17 protein-coding genes and 1 pseudogene are annotated in these 18,991 nt (G+C 49.7%); 1 reads left to right on the plus strand and 17 read right to left on the minus strand.

From position 1 onward, the window contains the following. Nucleotides 1-62 precede the first annotated feature (62 nt). From LN737_RS10135 to LN737_RS10215, 17 genes and pseudogenes are all read right to left on the minus strand, one after another. Entirely contained in the window at nt 63-815 is a 753-nt protein-coding gene (locus LN737_RS10135; RefSeq protein WP_405518487.1) for a glycosyltransferase, read from the minus strand. A gap of 47 nt (nt 816-862) precedes the next feature. Next, entirely contained in the window at nt 863-1,354 is a 492-nt protein-coding gene (locus LN737_RS10140; RefSeq protein ID WP_405518489.1) for a hypothetical protein, read from the minus strand. Next, entirely contained in the window at nt 1,351-2,313 is a 963-nt protein-coding gene (locus LN737_RS10145; protein ID WP_405518491.1) for a hypothetical protein, read from the minus strand. The genes LN737_RS10140 and LN737_RS10145 overlap by 4 nt, the downstream gene beginning before the upstream one ends. 94 nt (nt 2,314-2,407) lie before the next feature. Then, a complete protein-coding gene (locus LN737_RS10150) occupies nt 2,408-3,214 on the minus strand; it encodes an FkbM family methyltransferase (protein ID WP_405518493.1) in 807 nt (268 codons plus the stop codon). 107 nt (nt 3,215-3,321) lie between these two features. Then, entirely contained in the window at nt 3,322-4,821 is a 1,500-nt protein-coding gene (locus LN737_RS10155) for a lipopolysaccharide biosynthesis protein (RefSeq protein ID WP_405518495.1), read from the minus strand. A gap of 76 nt (nt 4,822-4,897) precedes the next feature. Further along, entirely contained in the window at nt 4,898-5,965 is a 1,068-nt protein-coding gene (gene pseI, locus LN737_RS10160) for a pseudaminic acid synthase (RefSeq protein ID WP_405518497.1), read from the minus strand. A gap of 30 nt (nt 5,966-5,995) precedes the next feature. Beyond that, entirely contained in the window at nt 5,996-6,487 is a 492-nt protein-coding gene (locus LN737_RS10165) for a GNAT family N-acetyltransferase (RefSeq protein WP_405518498.1), read from the minus strand. Nucleotides 6,488-6,517: 30 nt separating this feature from the next. Beyond that, nucleotides 6,518-7,549 (minus strand): UDP-2,4-diacetamido-2,4,6-trideoxy-beta-L-altropyranose hydrolase, encoded by a 1,032-nt coding sequence (pseG, locus tag LN737_RS10170; RefSeq protein WP_405518500.1) that lies wholly within the window; start codon nt 7,547-7,549, stop codon nt 6,518-6,520. A gap of 69 nt (nt 7,550-7,618) precedes the next feature. Further along, the gene (pseF, locus tag LN737_RS10175) at nt 7,619-8,317 is read right to left on the minus strand and encodes a pseudaminic acid cytidylyltransferase (protein ID WP_405518502.1); all 699 of its coding nucleotides are present in this window, start codon (nt 8,315-8,317) and stop codon (nt 7,619-7,621) included. Continuing rightward, entirely contained in the window at nt 8,317-8,967 is a 651-nt protein-coding gene (locus tag LN737_RS10180) for a pseudaminic acid biosynthesis-associated methylase (protein ID WP_405518504.1), read from the minus strand. The genes pseF and LN737_RS10180 overlap by 1 nt, the downstream gene beginning before the upstream one ends. Before the next feature lie 13 nt (nt 8,968-8,980). Further along, complete coding sequence (locus LN737_RS10185; protein WP_405518506.1) at nt 8,981-9,646, minus strand: TylF/MycF/NovP-related O-methyltransferase; 666 nt, start codon at nt 9,644-9,646, stop codon at nt 8,981-8,983. Nucleotides 9,647-9,776: 130 nt separating this feature from the next. After that, on the minus strand, nt 9,777-11,369 hold the full coding sequence (locus tag LN737_RS10190) for a hypothetical protein (protein ID WP_405518508.1): 1,593 nt from the start codon (nt 11,367-11,369) through the stop codon (nt 9,777-9,779). A 3-nt stretch (nt 11,370-11,372) separates the two neighbouring features. Further along, complete coding sequence (gene pseC / locus LN737_RS10195) at nt 11,373-12,566, minus strand: UDP-4-amino-4,6-dideoxy-N-acetyl-beta-L-altrosamine transaminase (RefSeq protein ID WP_405518510.1); 1,194 nt, start codon at nt 12,564-12,566, stop codon at nt 11,373-11,375. An 80-nt stretch (nt 12,567-12,646) separates the two neighbouring features. Further along, a pseudogene (gene pseB / locus LN737_RS10200) lies at nt 12,647-13,662 on the minus strand (UDP-N-acetylglucosamine 4,6-dehydratase (inverting)). A 376-nt stretch (nt 13,663-14,038) separates the two neighbouring features. Beyond that, on the minus strand, nt 14,039-14,956 hold the full coding sequence (locus LN737_RS10205) for a hypothetical protein (RefSeq protein ID WP_405518512.1): 918 nt from the start codon (nt 14,954-14,956) through the stop codon (nt 14,039-14,041). Nucleotides 14,957-15,034: 78 nt separating this feature from the next. After that, nucleotides 15,035-15,985 carry a GNAT family N-acetyltransferase gene (locus LN737_RS10210; protein WP_405518514.1) on the minus strand — a complete coding sequence of 317 codons (951 nt, stop codon included), beginning with the start codon at nt 15,983-15,985 and terminating at the stop codon, nt 15,035-15,037. A gap of 10 nt (nt 15,986-15,995) precedes the next feature. After that, nucleotides 15,996-16,883, minus strand: coding sequence for a Ppx/GppA phosphatase family protein (locus LN737_RS10215; protein WP_405518516.1), 888 nt, complete (start codon nt 16,881-16,883; stop codon nt 15,996-15,998). Nucleotides 16,884-17,124: 241 nt separating this feature from the next. Between LN737_RS10215 and LN737_RS10220 the strand changes: the two genes are divergently transcribed. Then, the gene (locus LN737_RS10220; RefSeq protein WP_405518518.1) at nt 17,125-18,987 is read left to right on the plus strand and encodes a carbamoyltransferase; all 1,863 of its coding nucleotides are present in this window, start codon (nt 17,125-17,127) and stop codon (nt 18,985-18,987) included. Nucleotides 18,988-18,991 lie beyond the last annotated feature (4 nt).

Consider the following 18,991-nt stretch of genomic DNA (forward strand, 5'->3'; position numbering starts at 1 on the left):
ACTGACTGAATTGTTGACTGATTGAATTGTATCGTGGGTCATTGATTCAATCAGTCAACAATTCAGTCAGTCAACAATTGAATATAGAGTTCAATGTGTTGCTTCGCGATTACGTCTTCTGAAAAGCGATTTTCAGCCGATTGGCGGGCGTTCTGACGTAGTACGTCCGGTTGTTGATGTGTAAGTATAAATGCCAGTCCATCGGCCAGTTGCTGCGTTGAGCCAATGTCGGCCAGATAGCCGTTTTCCCGATGGTCGATCATTTCGGGAATACCCCCCGTACGAAATCCGACGACGGGTGTACCGCACGCCATTGCTTCGATAACTGTATTGGGCAGATTATCTTCCAGCGAAGGGACAACCATAGCATCGGCAGCATTATAGGCCGCTACGATGTCGTCCTGAGCGGTCAGAATACCCAAATGATGGATTGGGTAAGGAAGCTCATCGAACAGAAAAGAGCGCCCTTTACCAAAAACCAGAATTTCAGCTTCCAGGGCAGGGTTTTGCTGATGCAAAAGCGTCAACGCTTCGGCGAAATATCGGAATCCTTTGCGCGGGTCTGTTACGTTAGCGCTGCCAAACAACAGCCGTGGGCGATTCGTATCGGGTAAATCGAGATGTGCATTCGCTGCCCGGCGATCCATAGGCTTGAAAACATTTTGATCGATGGCGTACGGAATTACCGTGAACGGAAAATCACGTAGTAAGGCACTACGTTTTGCTTCGTCGGCCAGCCATTGACTCGGTGGCGTAAAATGCACGTTTGCATTTTGTAATACCTCTTTTTTCTGCTCGAAAACTCGGTATGACAAATCGTGATCGTCGGGTTTTTTTAAATAAGGGCACTGCCGGCAGTGCGTCAAAAATGGTCGCAGCCACGCGAATAATGACAGCCGCCCGTAAACGCCCATTGGTCGTGCAGCGTCCAGACGATGGGTTTCCCTAAGTCGAACAGGGCCCGTAAGCCGTTGAGCGACAGAAAGCCAAAATTAATCCAGTGCAGGTGTAAAATATCAGCTTGCTGAATGGCCGGATGGAAATCGAGATTGGCACCGAACCGGGCAGGCGAAAACTGAAACCGCACCGAATAATCTCGCTCATGGGGCAAAAAATAGAGCCGTTCGGCTACGAATCGTCCGAAAGCGGTTTGCTCGGCCAGAAAATTATTGGCCAGATACGTAACACCCGCTGCCGGACGATGTTTTTCCAGCCGATTGGCCGTACCAACAAGCATCGTACTCTCAACAGCCATTCCGGTCCATATCTGTTTTTGCAAGGCGCGATGGAGCCGATTGGCAGCTACCGCGGCTCCGCCGAAGAGGTGGTACGTACTTAGGTGTGTGACTCTCACCGACCAACGAGTTTATCAAATTTCTTGACCACTTCAGGCCAGAAACCAAGCCCAAATACCCGCCCCCAGATGCGCCGACGTGAGTAGCTTTCCATCTCCGAAAAAATCGGGTCCGAGAAACGGCTTTTACCCTTCTGCGTCAGAATAAGCGCGAAGCCGTGTTGTTTTAGCGTTGTGGCAAACACCCAGCCCAGCAGCAGGTTCCGCTGCGTCAGTGTGGCTTCATCGGCAAATTGATTCAGGTACGTCATTTCGCCCCAGACAGCACTGTTTTTCAACGAGAACAACACAAATTTCTTTACCAGCGGTTGGCTGGAGAAACTATCCAGCAAGGCGGGTGTAATACGGGGTGAGCCTTTCGGCAGCAGTTCGGCAAGCCAGTGGCTCCCCGTTTCTTCCATGTACTGCAAAACCGTATAGAGTTTGTCTTCACCCTCATAAATCGATGCAATGCCCGGCTCAAATTCAGCCGTCAGCACCTGCCGGGTTCGCTCGTCGCCCAGATTGCGAAACAACCGGAGGTCGGTTCCCTGAGAGTCAGTTTTAAACCAGTCCACCTGCTTTATTTGCAGACTGTCGAGCGTTGAACGTAGTGTACGGGTTTTGAGTTGCACTACCTTTGTTGGCTCAAATTTGGGTGCAAACGCATATTCCTGAATCAGATCCGGCCGCGGACGTAACAGACTGGAACAGTGGGGCGAAGTCGTCAGGTAAAAATCCGACGTATCGCTTTCTGACGCTGTACCCGTAACGATATGATTAAACGTATACAGCTTGCGGAAATGCCCGGACTCGCTTTCAACATAGCCGAAATCGCGGTCGTCGGCATCAAAAGCAATGCAGACCGCATATTTGGCAAAGGGTTTCCAGCGAGCATGTAATTCTCCCGATGCACCAACGTCCACCAGTACAGGCGGTTCGGTCTGGAACTCCGGGCGGGAAAGAATTTTGTCAATCATGATGAAAGTCGTCAGTCGTTAATCATTAGTCACTTGTCATTGGCCATTAGTAGTTCAAACCAATGGCTAATGACAAATGACCGATGACCAATGACTAGTTTCGATACGCAAAGATATTCAATTGCAGGTCCATGCTGTCATTGCCTTTGTACCGATGGTTGACCAGGGGGGCATGGCGGTACTGACTGGTGTTGATGTAATACCGAAAACCGCTTTCTTCCAGAACCTGCACCACGTCGGCCAGCGTTTGCGGGTGATCGAGATAGGCATGAAACTCAACAAACAGATTCTGGACATGGGCCAAAGCATCGCGACAGTCGGTCAATACGTCGGTTTCGGCACCTTCGATGTCCATCTTGAGCATATCGATGCGTGTTTCACGGAGCAGGTAGTCACGTAACCGGATGGAGGGAACCAGCTTGCGGTCAGTTTGCGAAAAAATAGAAGCCGAATCGGCCTGATCACTGCCAAACCAGATGCCTTTATCGTTGGTCCAGACAGCCTTCGTAATGACGTCCACATCTGAAATCTGATTCCGGCTCAGATTCGACTGTAGCATGTCGCTAATGTGTTCATCGGCTTCAAACGCGACAATTCTAGCCGTTGGATACGTTTGTCGGAAGTACGCAACACTTGTACCGATGTTGGTACCGCAGTCGAAAATAACAGGTGCTGGACTGGTTGTATAGAATCGATAAAATTCATCGACAAAAATTTCCCGAAACTGCCAGATAAACGATAGCGCATCGGGTACCCGAAACCGGTATTTCCCGAACGTAACGTCGACATCCTGATTGCGCGGCCGGTTGCCATAACGTAGCGCCAACCCCAATAGGCGTCGTCCTTCCAGCGAACGAAGCAGCCGGGCAGTTTCAGTGAATAAAAAGCGAAAAACCCACATGGAATCAGTTCGTAATTAATAGTAATGCTCGCGATTCTCCTGTTCTAATCGCTCTTAATCAATTTTGCAAGTGCTGCTTGCAAAATTATCGGACGAAGAGGGCTCATTTACAAAAATCGTTTCTTTAAGCCTGCTACTGTCTGATTCACTTCCGGTGATAACTTCAGGCCAATAATCAGGCCGCCGAACAAGCTCGTAATCAACGCTGAACGCCAGGCAATATCGACTATGTTACGCCATTTAGGAGCAGTTGCGGCTGGATAAGGAACCTGAACAGAAATCCACCAGACAGCAGCCGCCAGCACAACGACGATTACGTTATGCCAGGTGAATGGCTGCATTCGAAAAGCAAAGCCGACAAACAAAGTCCGGGCCAGGTTGTATAGCAACGTAGCCAGCGCCCCGCCCACGGCAGCTCCGTTGATTCCAAAACGCGGAATCAGGTAATAGTTTGCCGCAATTGTGAAAAAAGTAAGCGCCACAAAAAACAGGGAATCGTAAATGTAATACCGCGAGGTGTTCAGAATAATGCCATTGATACCCGTAGCCATGTCGATGAGTTTTCCCAGACCGAGCCATAAAATCACGAAGTAACCCGCTTCGTAGCCAGCAGGCAGAAATCGGAATACGTTTGGCAGGTTGGCGGCAACTCCTACAAAAACCAGACAGCCCGCAATCAACTGATTCAAACAGCTTTTGCGGTAGATCATAACAATGTTTTTCAAGTCATTACTCTTCCACGATTCGGCGATGACCGTACCTGAAACCTTGTAAAGTGCTGTAGCCGGAACGGCAATGACCGTAGCAAAATTGGCGGCAATACTATAAACACCCGTCGCCGACAGACCCAGTTCCTTCGTGTTGTTAATCATGACTTTATCTATCGTCAGAATAATCTGCGATGATAGAGCCGTGGTCAGCGTTAAGGCCGCATATCGAGTGAGGTTTCGGCGTAACTCAGGGTCCATCGCCAGAAAACGGCGGCTTAGAAATAAGGCTTCGTCGCGGGCTACGCTGAAAATCATCAACACCATTTGCAGGAAAAACGCCAGTAGCCATAACCCCAGAAACTGCGGAAACGTAACCCAACCCAGCCAGTACGCTACGCCCGCCAGCAAAATCAGCAAACGTTGCACAAACTGCTGCAATAACGTACCCGTAACGGGGTCGTAGAGGAGCCGGGCGTAATTGTCGAAAACAGTGAAATACACCGTGAACAACGTCAGCGGAATCAGCAGGTAATAATAATCAACAAATAAAGGCGACTGCCCCTGGTTGTTTTCGATAATCCACGGACGGGCGAGCCAGAGCCCAAGCACGCATAAGCCAAAACCAACCAGCGTTGTCAGACTGGTCATAAACAGATAGCCGTTGTGTTGACGCTCGGCATTACGGAAATACGGAAAATACCGGCCTCCGGCTCCGTTTGTGCCCAGATTGGCCAGTTGCGACAGCACCAGCGACAGCGAAATCAATAAACTAAGCAGACCGACCTGCGCCTTGCTGAACAGGTTCGGAAAGAAAATCCCCTGTGTCAGAAAGCCGACGGCTACCCCCGCATAGGTGTAAACCGAACTTTGAATCGTCTGCCGTTTGATGATACCCATGTAGTGAGTGATTGAATGATTGAGTGATTGAATGATTGAATGAAGCGTGCGCCAGCCTATTCAATCATTCAATCACTCAATCATTCAAAATTAAGTCCCAGCGCAGGGCGGTGCCTGCGGGGATGTCTGTGGTGGCGGTTTTGCCGATAATGTCGTTATAATAGCGTGTGTGCAGGCCGTTGGCCGGACGAATGCTGCGGATGTTGTCGGGAGTGAAAGGTTCGCCTGCTTTAACGAATTGCACTACGTAGAGCGACCGCTTGAATTGCAGACTCTTCTCTTCTTTTGCCGTTAGCGAATAACTGACCTGACCCATCGCCAGATGTGCCCGTTCGGTTTCGACAACAAGGCTTTTCAATTCGTCGGGTTCCAGCGAAAACGCGGAGTCAACGCCACCGTCGGCCCGACGTAACGTAACGTGTTTTTCCAGAACGACTGCCCCCAGGGCTACAGCCGCTACGGCCGCGCCAATGCCCATCGTATGATCGGAGAGGCCAACCGGTACATCGAACAACTGCCGCATGTGCGGAATGGTAAGCAGATTGGTCGTTTCGGGCGTGGCCGGGTACGTACTGGTGCATTTGAGCAGAATCAGCTCTTTGCAGCCGTTGGCACGTAACACCTTCACCGACTCATCCAGATCAGCTACCGACGCCACACCCGTACTCATAATGACCGGTTTGCCCGTCTGCGCTACTTTTTTGAGCAGAATATGATCGGTATTTTCAAACGACGCAATCTTGTAGAGGGGTACGTCGAGCGATTCCAGAAAATCGACAGCCGTTGTATCGAAAGGCGAGCTGAAGGCAATCATTCCCCGCTTTTGGGCATGCTCGAAAATAGGCTTGTGCCACTCCCAGGGGGTATACGCTTCGGCGTACAGTTTATATAGATTTTTGTCGGCCCAGAGCGACTTGGCATCCCGAATGTAAAACTCTTCCGACGCGCCGTTGAACGTAATGGTATCGGGCGTGTACGTCTGGAGTTTGAGTGCATGAGCGCCGGCATCGGCTACCGCATCCACGATTTCCAGCGCCCGGTCGAGCGACTGATTGTGATTTCCCGACATCTCGGCAATAACAAACGGCCGATGTGCCGGGCCAATGGTAAACTGGGCAACCTGAATCGGTTGATCTTTTGTCATAGTTAGTTAAACCTTGTAGGTTTCCAAAACCTATAAGGTTTTAATATAAAGCAAACTCGGCTTCTCCTGGCCGGGAATGCCAAATTTACCGCTTTCGCCCGACAATTTGAAACCAGCCCGCTCGAAGGAACGTATCGATGCCTGATTTTCAGGTTTAATGTAGGCATGAATAGTCACCTCGCCCCAGCGCTTCCGACAAACGGCGCAGGCTTGTCTAATCAACTGGCTCGCTAATCCTTTACCACGCTGACTGGCATCAACCGATATACCAATTACCACTTCGTCAGGCATATCGGCCACGGGCGTCCGCTCGAAACGTACCTGCCCGACCGCTTTGCCCATTTCGTTTTCAAAAATGAGTAACAGCGTATTTGGATCAACCAGTTTACGGGTGAACCAGGATGTGTGTGTGTCGAGAGAAATAGGCGCTGAATTAAATGACTGACGCCGGGTGTCAGGATCATTCGCCCAATCGAAATAGAGCCGGGTATCAGCAGGTTTGGCTAGGCGGTACGTAAGCATGGCGATAAGACAACGATCTTGCCCGCCCAATTACGCACTTAATTCTTGAAATAACATCCTGAATCGTTCGGGGGATTGTCCATCAAAAAAACGGCGCTGATTGGCTAATGTCTCTTCTACCGTTTCGGGAGAGAACTGGAAAGACTGGATGGACAGACGTATCATTTTGTCCAGTCCAATAACCGGAATCGAGCGGGTTAGCAGTGTCGGGAAATTGACGGACAGGGCTAGTTTTTCTTCGGATAAAAAATGGGCCAGTTGTGTTTGATTATCAGCCGTAACCACTGCAATTAGTGGACGATTTATGGCACATACCTCATAAGCGATGGTGCTGCAGGCTGTAATGGCCAGACTGCATTGCTGTAACGCATCCATCATCTGAGCGGCACTCAGGTTTTGCAGAATGCTGAGGTTCGGCAATTGATTTTTGAACGATTCAATCGAAGCCCGGTCAGGATGAAATGGTCCCAGAACAATTTGAACAGGCAACGTAGCGTCGACCTGTCGAATGGCTTCCAGCACGGTTAGTGACGTATTATACGGATCGGCGCCCCCTAAGCTGACAAATATTGGACCATCGGGCGGTGGAGTACTAAAGCCTTCTGACCGAAAAAATTCGGGCCGAAGCATGGCGTAGTGTGGGCCCAGATAAAGCTGTGTATATGAGGCTGTGTTATACTTACCCTGAGCAATGCCGCCCGAATGATTAATCACTACATCCGCCACCTGATGGCCATGTATGAGATCATCGATAAACACCAGCTTTCTGACGCGCGCCCGGACCGCTCGTTGAAACGTTTCGTCGAACGAATAGCCATCCAGTACGACAATATTTTCGGAGTGGACATCCCCCCAGAAAGCGGCTTTGTCGGCCGAATCGGGCAAGGGAAGCACTGTTAACCCAGCCGATTCGATGAGCGACTGAACGGCAGGGGTAGGATCCGTTATGGCAAATTTCATCGCGAACTCACCCTTCAGCATATCGGCCAATGCCAGACAACGCATAACATGGCCCATTCCCAATTGGGCGTTTCCATCGGCACGAAAAAGAAGGTGGTTCATAGGAATGATGAATGATGAATGATAAACAATGAAAAATAGAAACCGGGTAGCACAAAAATTTATTATTTATCACCGCGCGGGCGGCCCCGTCATCATTCTAAATTTCAGTTCGGCTATTTGCCAGTCGTCCTCATTGTCAATATCATGGGCAGCCATTTCGGAAATGACAATACCACCCGAATTATCGGTAATAAGGCGATGATTGTCTTGAAAAGCCGCTACGTTGATAAAATAAAATTGCCCTGCATCGTGGTAAGCTGCTTCCAGATCCTGCGAACGCGTCAGGGCATGTTCGGGCTGTACCCACTGCACTTTTGAATTGCGCAGAAATACAGCCCGCTGAATCGGGAAGCTGAATTGTTGCACAGGATACACCGTATCAAACTGCATTTCTGTGAGCGTTGAAAAAGCCTGATTGAGCAGATCGGACGTAATAAATGGGGCAGTGGGGTAGAGGCAGCAGGCGAATTCAAAAACCTGTTCCTGCTGCTTATAGTGATCCAGTACCTCGGTCAATACGTCGGCTGTTGTAGCGTAATCATCGGCATTTTTTGGGCTTCGCAAAAACGGTACGGAAGCGCCATACTGTCGGGCAACTGCTGCAATTTCATCATCATCCGTCGATACCATCACCTCCGTGAACAAACCCGATGCGAGAGCCGCATTAATAACATAAGCAATAATGGGTTTGCCCAGAAAGGGGCGGATATTTTTACGAGGTATGCGCTTGCTCCCACCCCGCGCCGTGATGATCGCTACGTTACTCATTACACCGTTTTTTCAAGCAGATACATATAGTCGACGTTGCCGTTTTCCGCTGAATTGACGTAGGGGAACAACTCCTGCTTAACCAGTTTCAGGGACGGATGCCGCTGCTGAAACAAAGCTGCGTAATCGGCCTTCCAAAGAAACCCTTCGTTGCCCCGGTAGGGTATCGATTTAACGTCGGGACTGTAGTACTCAAACCCCCAGATATAACGCCGACTGCACCGAACCATTTCATCCATGATTTTCGGTAGATCGTCGGGGGCAATGTGAATCAGAACTCCATTCGTACAGACCACATCGAAATAGGCATCCCGAAAAGGCAAATCGAAGCCCGAACCTTGCAAAATGTTGATATGCTGCGTGGTCTGTTTCGCTTTTTCAACGGCGTAGGGTTGCAGTTCAACCCCATAAAGATTTGTAAAACCAGCGTCCTGCAAGCCACGTAACTGCATCCCCGTATTGCAGCCAACCTCCAGAATGCGCGTTTCCGACAGCCAGCCAGCCGTAAAACGGGCGTTCATTTCGGGTTTGGTCAGGCCCCAGTTTTGCACATAAAAATTGTCCCACTCCTCACGGTCGCGGGTATTACGGTCGGTGTATTGCTGGCCAAATTCGCCAGACCAGAATGTTTCCTGTTCAGTTTGTTTCATTGGATAAAGTGGGTCAGGGTTTTACGATATAGCAGGGCGTAACGGCAAATGGCAACCGCTTGACAAGCACGTTCCTGCCCGCCAGAAATTCTTCAACAGCCGCATTCGCACCCGGGAATACATTGGCGTAATCGTCGAGCATAATCACGCCACCCGGCACTACCCGGTCATAGAGGTGTTCCAGCACGGCCCGCGTGGGTTCGTACACATCTACGTCGATATTCAACAGACTGATCCGTAGCTCGGGATGCTTTTCCAGATAGTCCGGAATGGTCTGGCGCACGTCACCCTGCACCAGATCGACATTCTGACCAACGCCTTTGTGATTCAGTACTGTCATAAGCTGCTCCACACTAATGCCTTCTTCGCCGGAATCGCTGATGAATTTCTCCCGCCAGGTTTTATCGGCCGTAAAGTCAGTGTCGGGGAAGCGACCAAACGCATCGAACCCAATAATTTTTTTGGCTGTCGGATTGCTCATCAACTGACGGAACGTAGCGAATCGAATCAGCGATGCGCCTTTGAATACACCACATTCCACAATGGCGCCGGGAACATCGAGGGTCAGTTTATACAGCTCATAATGAGCCATTACTTTAGCCATTCGGTTCACATCCGACGCCCAGTAATAATTATTTTCGTACTCAAACGAACGCGTAAAGTCAGGCAGTTGAATCATTGACGTCTTGTTTCACTATATAGTTTACAGGTGATTCTGGTATTGAATGTACTGTGATTATTGTGTTCTCCGTGGTGTCGGATTCGCTGTGGTGTCGGGTTCTCAAACCCGACACCACGAAAATGTTACGTTAAAACAAATGATCGGCGGCTACAGCGCCGTTTGGATGAAAATCAAAATAATACCCGTTCAAAAATGGATTATCGGCGCGGGCTGTCATCCAGCCGCTGGCATCGCCAAAGAAGGCCCGCAGTTCCGGATCGTCGGCCAATCGAATCGTTTGCAGTCCATTAGGTAACACAACGCAGGTGCGTTCCAGCACTGCATCGTCGGCTTCGCGGTAGAAGGAGAGCGTTACGTTGGCCGGTCGGTTATAGTCTCGCAAAGGCGCTGAATTAGTCAGGGCAATTTCCGAGTTGCCAACATTGACAAACGGCGCCCATTTAAATGTACCGGGCTTGTTGAGAATCGCTGGATTACCTACCTGGGGAGCAAAGCAAACATTACTCGGCAGGGATGATGCGCGGCCAGTTTGTCCAACGTTCAAACCGAATTTCAAGCGGGTCGGAATGCGCGTTTCGTCCGACCAGTGAGCAATCAACTGGGCAGTTTTGGCCAGGTCGGGTGATACGTTTGCCCGTTTTGCCAGATCACCCAGATCAATCTGAACGTATTGACTGTCGGCGGATTGAAACTGGTAGGCACCCGATGCGTCGCCCAGAAACGTACCATTTGCATCGAAAAAGCGAAACGACAGTGTAAAATCAGACGGGGAGAAGATGGGGTAAACAACCAGCTTCGTGAAAAAATCATCCGTTAAATACAGCGGAATCGACGTTGACGAATCCAGAAACCGCTCATCCTGTCGGGGCCAGTACGCCCGTTTGTCAGCTACGCCCGAACTGTCATAATAGGAGTGGGTAATGCTCACGCTTTGGGCAGTCTGGTCGAGATTGCCTACCAGAAAACGCGGAAAAAAGCCTGTAAAATTGTGGCCAAACCGAATCATCCCCGGCTCGTCGCCCAGCAGGGTTTGCAAATCGAGATAATCTTTCAGATACAGAAAAACCGTCTCGTAAGGCTTAAGCGGGTTCAGCGCAAACGTACCGGACGTAGCATGATGGTGCGCATCCACGATTTCGTACGTGACTTCAGGGTGTTCAGCCGGAAGCGGGCCATTGGTGAAACTTAGAAACGGAGCCAGTCCGTCGCGGCCATAAATATCAAAACCCGACTCGCTGACCTGGTATTCGTTATTCTGCTGCAGGTCTTCGATGTCGTTATATATGCGACCTACCGTATGGACTACGCTGCTGGAATTGGCGTTGAAATAAACCAGCACAAAAGCCGGGTAAGGAAAAACGAGATCCTGCGTTGAGAAGACTTCCAGCTCCAGGGAACCCGTAAAATTCTCTGGCTCACCGGCTTCGTTAAGCAGATCGGCGTATTCGCTCATTTGCACCGACCAGGCTTTGGCCGAATCGATCAGTACGTATTTTCGGGAAAGCAGTGTACCCGCTTCATTCCGCAATGTATACAGCAAGCCTACTTCCTTAATATTCCGCTTCAGCAGCCAGTAGCCCATAAAAATGACTTTGCTGGAATACAACTCCGTATGCATCACCGGAAAAATAGCCGAAGAGCGTAACACAGGTTTGCGGTTGGCTACTAAAGCCTCACCTGCGCTTTGGGTGGCCTGAAGATGACTCTGGTAGGAACGCATAAATCAGACAGCTTTAAGAAACGTAACAACTTGATCAACAACGTAATCCTGCTCGTCGTTCGTCAGCGTCGGGAACAGCGGCAGACTCAGGCAGTGGGCGTAATACGTTTCTGCATTCGGAAAATCGCCCGGTTTCCAGCCAAAATTCCGGTAATACGGCATCAGGTGTACCGGTACGTAATGTACCTGCGCCAGGATGTTTTTCGTTCGCAAAAAATCGTATAAACCTTTGCGATTGGGTGTCTGAATCACGTACAGGTGATACGCATGAATAACCCCGTCTGGCGGAACGATGATCTGGACCGGAATGCCTTTTTCTGCCGCTTCAGCAAAGACTGAATCGTAACGGGATGCCAGTTCCCGACGTCGGTCGAGCATCGAGTCTGCACGCGCTAACTGACTCAGAGCCAACGCAGCCTGTATATCGGTCAGGCGATAATTATAGCCCAGCTCCTGCAATTCCATATACCAGCCTCCGCGTTCGGGTTCGCCTTCGTAGGGTGCGGTAAACTCAGTAGGTTTGTTGGTAATACCATGCGTGCGTAAACGTAGCAGATGTTTGTAAAGCGACTCATTATTGGTCGTAATCATACCACCTTCACCAGCCGCAATATGCTTGACCGGGTGAAAGCTGAAAATAGCCAGATCGGCTAGCGAACCATCGCCCGCTCGATGTTCGGTACCGGTCTCGCTTACAAACGAAGCCCCCGGTGCATGGCAGGCATCTTCAATAATCCACAGACCAAACTCATCGGCCAGCTCCCGAAACGCAACCATATCGACCGGATAACCCGCAAAATCGACCGGAATAATCCCCGAAAAATAACCCTGAGGGTGGCTTTCCAATAAGGTACGTACCGCAGCCGGATCGAGTAAAACCGTATCCGAACTGACATCCGCAAAAAAGACGTCACCCCCACAGTACCGTACGCAGTTGGCCGATGCCGAAAAGGTAAGGGGCGTTGTAATCACCCGCGTTCCAGGCCCTACGCCCAGCGCCATACAGCACAGGTGCAAAGCCGCCGTTCCGTTGGCAACAGCTACCGCATACGCTGATCCGATGTAGTTGGCAAATGCCTGTTCGAGCTCACCAATTTTCGGGCCTTGTGTCAGATAAGGAGATCGCAGTACGTCGTTTACAGCGGCAATGTCTTCATCCGTTATGTGTTGACGACCGTAGGGGATTGGATGGTTCATAAAAGAAGGAGAAGGGAGGAGGAAATAGGGGAAAGGAGAAATACAACTTCCTTCTCCCTTTCTACCTATTCCTTCCTCCATTATACATTGAAATCAGCGTCAACGTGTGCCCGTATTTGTTCACGCAGCTGCTCGACGTTGAGCCAGTCGGTGTTGGTGCCGGAATTGTATTTGAAGCCCATGTCGACGCGGTTACCGTTGAAGGCTTTCAGATAATCATCCACATTCCAGGTTGGCGTTGATGGGGTAATGACGTAATACCGGGCTGTTTCTACCGTATTGAGCGAATCGGTTTCGGTGATCATTTCCTCATGAAGTTTTTCACCCGGCCGGATGCCCACAATCCGTTGTTCGGCCTGAGGAGCGATGGCTTCTGCTACGTCGGTAATGCGGTACGACGGAATTTTAGGCACGAAAATCTCACCGCCCCACGCATGTTCGAGGGCGTAAAGCACCATTTCGACGCCCTCTTCCAGCGAAATGTTGAAGCGAGTCATGTCGGGGTGCGTAATGGGCAACACGCCATCCTTCCGTTTGTCGAGGAAAAACGGTACGACCGACCCCGAGACCCAATTACGTTTCCATAGCGAACAACCGAAAAACGCAGATCACGGCTGCCCCGCATGTTGTTGGCTGCCACAAAAAGTTTATCAGAACAGAGTTTGGTCGCTCCGTACAGATTGATTGGCGCTGCCGCTTTGTCGGTCGAAAGAGCCACAACCCGTTGAACGCCGTTGTCGAGGGCGGCATTGATTACGTTCTCGGCACCGAACACGTTGGTTTTGATGCACTCCATTGGGTTATATTCCGCTGCGGGCACCTGCTTCAACGCAGCCGCATGGATAATGATGTCAACACCTTCGCAGGCTCGTTTGAGTCGTTCGGCATCGCGTACATCGCCAATAAAAAACCGGATGGATTTGTATTTCGATTGCGGGTAATACTGCGCCATTTCGAACTGTTTCAGTTCGTCGCGCGAGTAAACAACCAGGCGTTTCAGGTCAGGATACCGCTGGTATACCATCTCGACGAACTTTTTGCCGAAGGAGCCGGTGCCGCCCGTAATCAGAATGGATTTATTGGTTAGATCAAGCATGAATCAAGCAAATGTCACGGAGTCAACTACTCAACCATGTCGACCCACGTAAATAAAAAAATAAAATGTTGCCCAATTGGGTTGGCAAAGTTAGCCGATCTGAATCGCATCAAAAATAATTGGCCATTAATAAGCGGCAAGGCTGCACCGGTGGTCGTACAGAGCCAGCCCGAGTACCGCTTTTGAACAAGAAAAAAGCCAGACGACCTGAGTCACCTGGCTTTGGGTTTCGCTTTAAACTAAGTACCAGTTACAGTGTAGTATCTGGATCTCTCATTGTTTAAGCGAAAGACAAGTATAAAACAGTCCAACCAGCTGAATTGTTTTCATTAGCTGAAATATTTGCACTATTTTTTTATGACTTACCTTTTCACCTTTACGAATCACTGGCAGTGTGCCCTACAGGTTGACTAATCACGACGCGTTCGAGCGCATCAATGTAACTTTTGCTGCTGGCGTTGAACACCCGAACATTTCGATAATCGGCATAGTCACGCAGAACTTCGTAGCCTTTGAATACTTTATGCAACGATAAAAACTGGCTCGACATCGTGAAAGTCTTTGTGCGGTGAGCATCGCTGTAAACCGGCTGATACGCTACGTCTTTGGCCTTGTCGTAAAAATGGATCTGTTTGATCTCTAGCTGGTTCGTATCACTGATTCGGATTTGCTCGTGCCAGGACGTATCGGCGCCAAACAGGAAAATCTCATCGAACCTGCGGTTTATCATCAGAAACAAAGCTGTAACGATAACCGTCTGCGCCTGTGGCATTCCAAGATTAGCCGAATAAAGCCAGTAGCAGAGCCAGTTGAACCCGCGAACGATGGTTGGATTGTAATACACAAGTTGAATGCGCGGATTACCAGCCTCGATTTTCTGGATGAAATAGGAGCCTTTTGCGAAATTGGGTATGAACAAACGCATGGGCCAATCGACCTGACCGATCAGGGCCACCAGAATCTGATGCAAATCTTCCCGTCCGGTTGTGGCGTCATGAAAGGCGAACGCATTTGGGTCAGCGATTATGTAATTGGCGGGCTTCAGCCGGGTAAAATAGTCTGTAATGGCAAATCCATTGACGACAATCAGTTCGGTATCCAGCAGAAAATCCAGGTGATTGGCCAGCGAGTCATTCAGCGAAGGGCCATTGCCAAGAACTGAACAGCGGCTGTTCTGGCGCTCGGGAAGCTGAACGCCCCATTTCGACCGCAGCAGAACTTTAATGACCGACAGCACCGAATGGGTTAGGTTGGAAAAAAAAGCCGCTATGGATTTAAAAACAGTTTCGAGCATTGGAAAGCAGGATTCGCCAGGGTCTGGCCCGGCGATGTAAAAACTCAGCAAAAGTACATAAAAAGGAAAGCGTTGAGTTTAGAAACACTTCTCAAAAACCAGTTTCGGCGACTCCCTGGCACCCAGGTTACGTTTGAAACGCATTAGGCTGAGCTTGGGCAATTGATTCTCGTCCAGCGACGTACCTAAATCCAACAGCCTGATGTTACGTTCCCGACCGTAGGAAACCAATCCATCGGTCAGCATAACCATCGGGCTAAACGTGCGATAGTCCGGGTGGGAAGCTGGTAGGAACGTGTAAAGGATATCTTCACGTACTCGCACCGCAACCGTTAAAGCCGCCAGCTTTGGCCCATCGGTAACGGTGAAAACTGGAAACTGCTCGGGAAAAGTCTGCAACAACTTTTCCAGCTTGGCCGGAGCAATTGTAAGTGTATAGCCTTGTTGCCGACGGGTTTCGTATAAAAAACGGACGACATTCAGAACCTCGTGCGATGCACATTGCTGAAACTGAAAACCAGCTTCTCGGCATTTACGGAGCCGTCGACGTTCGGCAGGAGCAAATGCCTGGGCAAAATCCGATTTCGTCGCCAAATAGAACGTTGGGTTCGTCTGAATTATCTGAAAACCGTGTTCAGATAGTTTTGTGACCAGTCGGCTTGCCTGCGAGGGGGCGTAACAGGCCGGGTAATTGGTGAGTTGTAACCTAGCAAACGTACCTATGGACTGTACGGCTGTGATCAGTGCTTTCAGAAATGCATCCAGCGTCGGTTCGGGTAACGTATCCGCAAACTCAATGGAGCCGAAAGGGGCAGCTATGGGACTAACGGCCTTATCCGCATTCGGGAAAAAAGCGCAGCGTGCTTCCGTCAGTCCGGTACGTTGGTTGAGCGCCGTGAGTAGATAAAATGGTCCATCCGACTGCTGACAGAGGTGTGCTGGTTCGTTGAAGAAAAAGCCGTGCTGGCAGAATTGGGCAATATTGGAAACGGGCGGATTATACTGTAACTGAATGGAATAATCAGTCATAAACGGCGTTTCAGAAAATCGCTTTTCGACGATTCAACTGCCCATATACTAATTGAATAATGCCGTCTTTTAAACCCAGGTCGGGAACAATGATTTTATCGGCTCCCGCCCATTTCATCACCGACGTGTAAATACCCGCAGCAGGCACAATCACATCGGCCCGGTCGGCGTTCAGGCGGAGTTTGTTGATACGATCTTCCAGACTAAAACCCGCAATAAAATCCCGCATGCGTTCGATTTCGGCCAGGGTCGTCTCGGTTTCGGATATTTTCGAAGCCAGATTGAAAAGCTTACTGATGTTGCCCCCGGTTCCTACGGCCGTAACTTCCTGTGACGAGTCGATATTATCTTCCACCCAGTCTTCCATTTTTCGCCAGGCACCTTTGGTTTCTTTGCCTTCCAGCAAACGTACTGACCCGATCTTAAACGACTTGGAATTAATTTTCTGACGGTTCACGTACACGTTCAGTTCGGTACTGCCACCGCCTACATCAATATGCAGGTACTGCCGGTCGTCGAGCGCCTGTACCACTACGTTGTTGATGAGTTCGGCTTCCTTTTGCCCGTCGATGATATGAATTTTAATACCCGTCGATGCTTCGATCCGTTTGGCAATGTCATGGCCGTTGGAGGATTCACGCATGGCCGACGTAGCACAGGCCATGTAGCCCTCTACTTCATGTAGTTCCATCAGCAGCTTGTAAGCCATCATGAGCTTAGCTGTACGGGCCTCACTTTCAGGGGTCAAAGCGCCGAAATTGAACACATCATGACCCAATCGAAGCGGAAAACGAACATATTCCACGCGTTTGAAGCTCACCACTTCGTCGTTGTGCAATATCGTCGAAATTTGCAGCCGCGCTGCATTAGACCCAATATCAATAGCTGCCAGTTTCATTTTGTTAATGAGTGAATGATAGAATAATCGACTTGTTGAATGGGCAGAAGTACTAATTCAATCACTCAACAAGTCAATCCTTCTATCATTAATACCGGCCAAAGATAATCTATTTTAATGTTGAACGAACCAGGCAAGTCGGGGTCTATTATTTGACCAGTAACTAAGTCCGTCGGTATCGTGTGCTACGTTTGCCAGAAAAAACCGTTACTTTTGAGCCTGTTTTCCAGTACCCCATTCCATGACCATATTAGGTATTTCTGCTTTTTATCACGATTCGGCAGCTGCATTGATTGAAGATGGTCGTATTGTTGCGGCTGCTCAGGAAGAGCGGTTTACTCGTAAAAAACACGATCCCGGTTTCCCCGCACAAGCGATCAAGTATTGCCTTCAGTACAGTGGGACAGACATCAATAAGTTAGATGCCATTGTCTTTTACGATAAGCCTTTGCTCAAATTTGAGCGGCTGCTGGAAACGTATTACGCCTTTGCGCCGAAGGGAATTCGGTCGTTTCTGATGTCGATTCCTGTGTGGCTGAAGGAAAAGCTGTTTCTGAAGCGGCTCATCCGGGAAGAGCTGGAGAAAATTGGTTACAACTCGGCCAGCAAAGTGAAACTGCTGTTTCCTGAACACCACCTGTCGCATGCGGCCAGTGCTTTCTACCCGTCGCCTTTTGAGCGGGCGGCTATCCTGACGATTGATGGTGTGGGCGAATGGGCAACGGCGTCCATTTGCTTGGGCGAAGGCAAAAATATTTCAATCCTGAAAGAAATGCGGTTTCCGCACTCGCTTGGATTGCTGTATTCTGCCTTTACGTATTTTTTGGGTTTTCGGGTCAACTCAGGCGAATATAAGTTGATGGGCCTGGCGCCCTATGGTGACCCCTATTCGCCTGACATTGAGCGATATATAAAAACTATAAAAGACAAACTGGTCGATCTGCGTGACGATGGGTCAATCTGGCTGAATCAGGAGTATTTCGATTACGCCACGGGTTTGAAAATGGTCGATGAAGGCAAATGGGAACAGCTGTTTGGGTTTCCTAAACGCCAGCCCGACGATGAGCTTAAAGATTACCATTGCAACCTGGGTCTGGCCATTCAGCAGCTGACGGAAGAAGTAGTGCTCAACATGGGTCGCGAGGCCAAACGCCTGACAAATGCCGATGCACTCGTGATGGCGGGGGGCGTAGCGCTCAACTGCGTATCGAACGGTAAGCTTCAGTCGGCCGGAATTTTCAATGATATCTTTATTCAGCCTGCCGCCGGTGATGCCGGTGGGGCACTGGGCGCGGCTCTGGCTGCCTACCACATTTATTTTGGCAAAGAGCGTGAAGTAACGACCGAACGCGATGCCATGCGGGGTTCTTATCTGGGACCGACTTTCTCGGATCTGGACGTTGAGCTGATGGCGGTAAAGTACAAAGCCGTTGCGAAGCAATTCACCAATTTCGACGAATTAAGCAGCGAAACAGCCAAACTACTGGCTGAAGGAAACGTAGTCGGCTGGGTGCAGGGGCGGATGGAGTTTGGTCCGCGAGCCTTAGGTGGACGTAGCATTCTGGGTGATCCGCGCAATGCCGAGATGCAGAAGAAGCTGAATCTGAAAATCAAATACCGTGAGTCGTTCCGGCCGTTTGCTCCGTCAGTACTGGCCGAAGATTGTGCCGAATATTTCGATTACGACGGTATTTCGCCGTATATGTTGCTGGTTCACCCGGTAGCCGAAAAGCGCCGTATGCCCGTTCCGGCCGATTATGCCAGCTTCCCTCTTCGCGAAAAGTTGTATTATCAGCGTTCTGATCTGCCGTCTATTACGCACATTGATTATTCAGCCCGGATTCAGACGGTTCATAAAGACACCAATCCCCGCTATTATCAACTGATTGATTCGTTTAAGAAACTGACTGGTTACGGGGTTATTGTCAATACCAGCTTTAACGTACGGGGCGAACCGATTGTATCGACGCCCGACGATGCGTACCGGTGTTTTATGCGTACCGAGATGGACTATTTAGTGGTCGGTAATTTCCTGTTCGACAAGCGGCAGCAACCCGCCTGGCAGGAGAAAGATAATTGGAAAGAAGAATTTGTTTTAGACTAACCAA

Source organism: Spirosoma sp. KNUC1025, assembly GCF_045160025.1.
Taxonomy (GTDB): domain Bacteria; phylum Bacteroidota; class Bacteroidia; order Cytophagales; family Spirosomataceae; genus Spirosoma.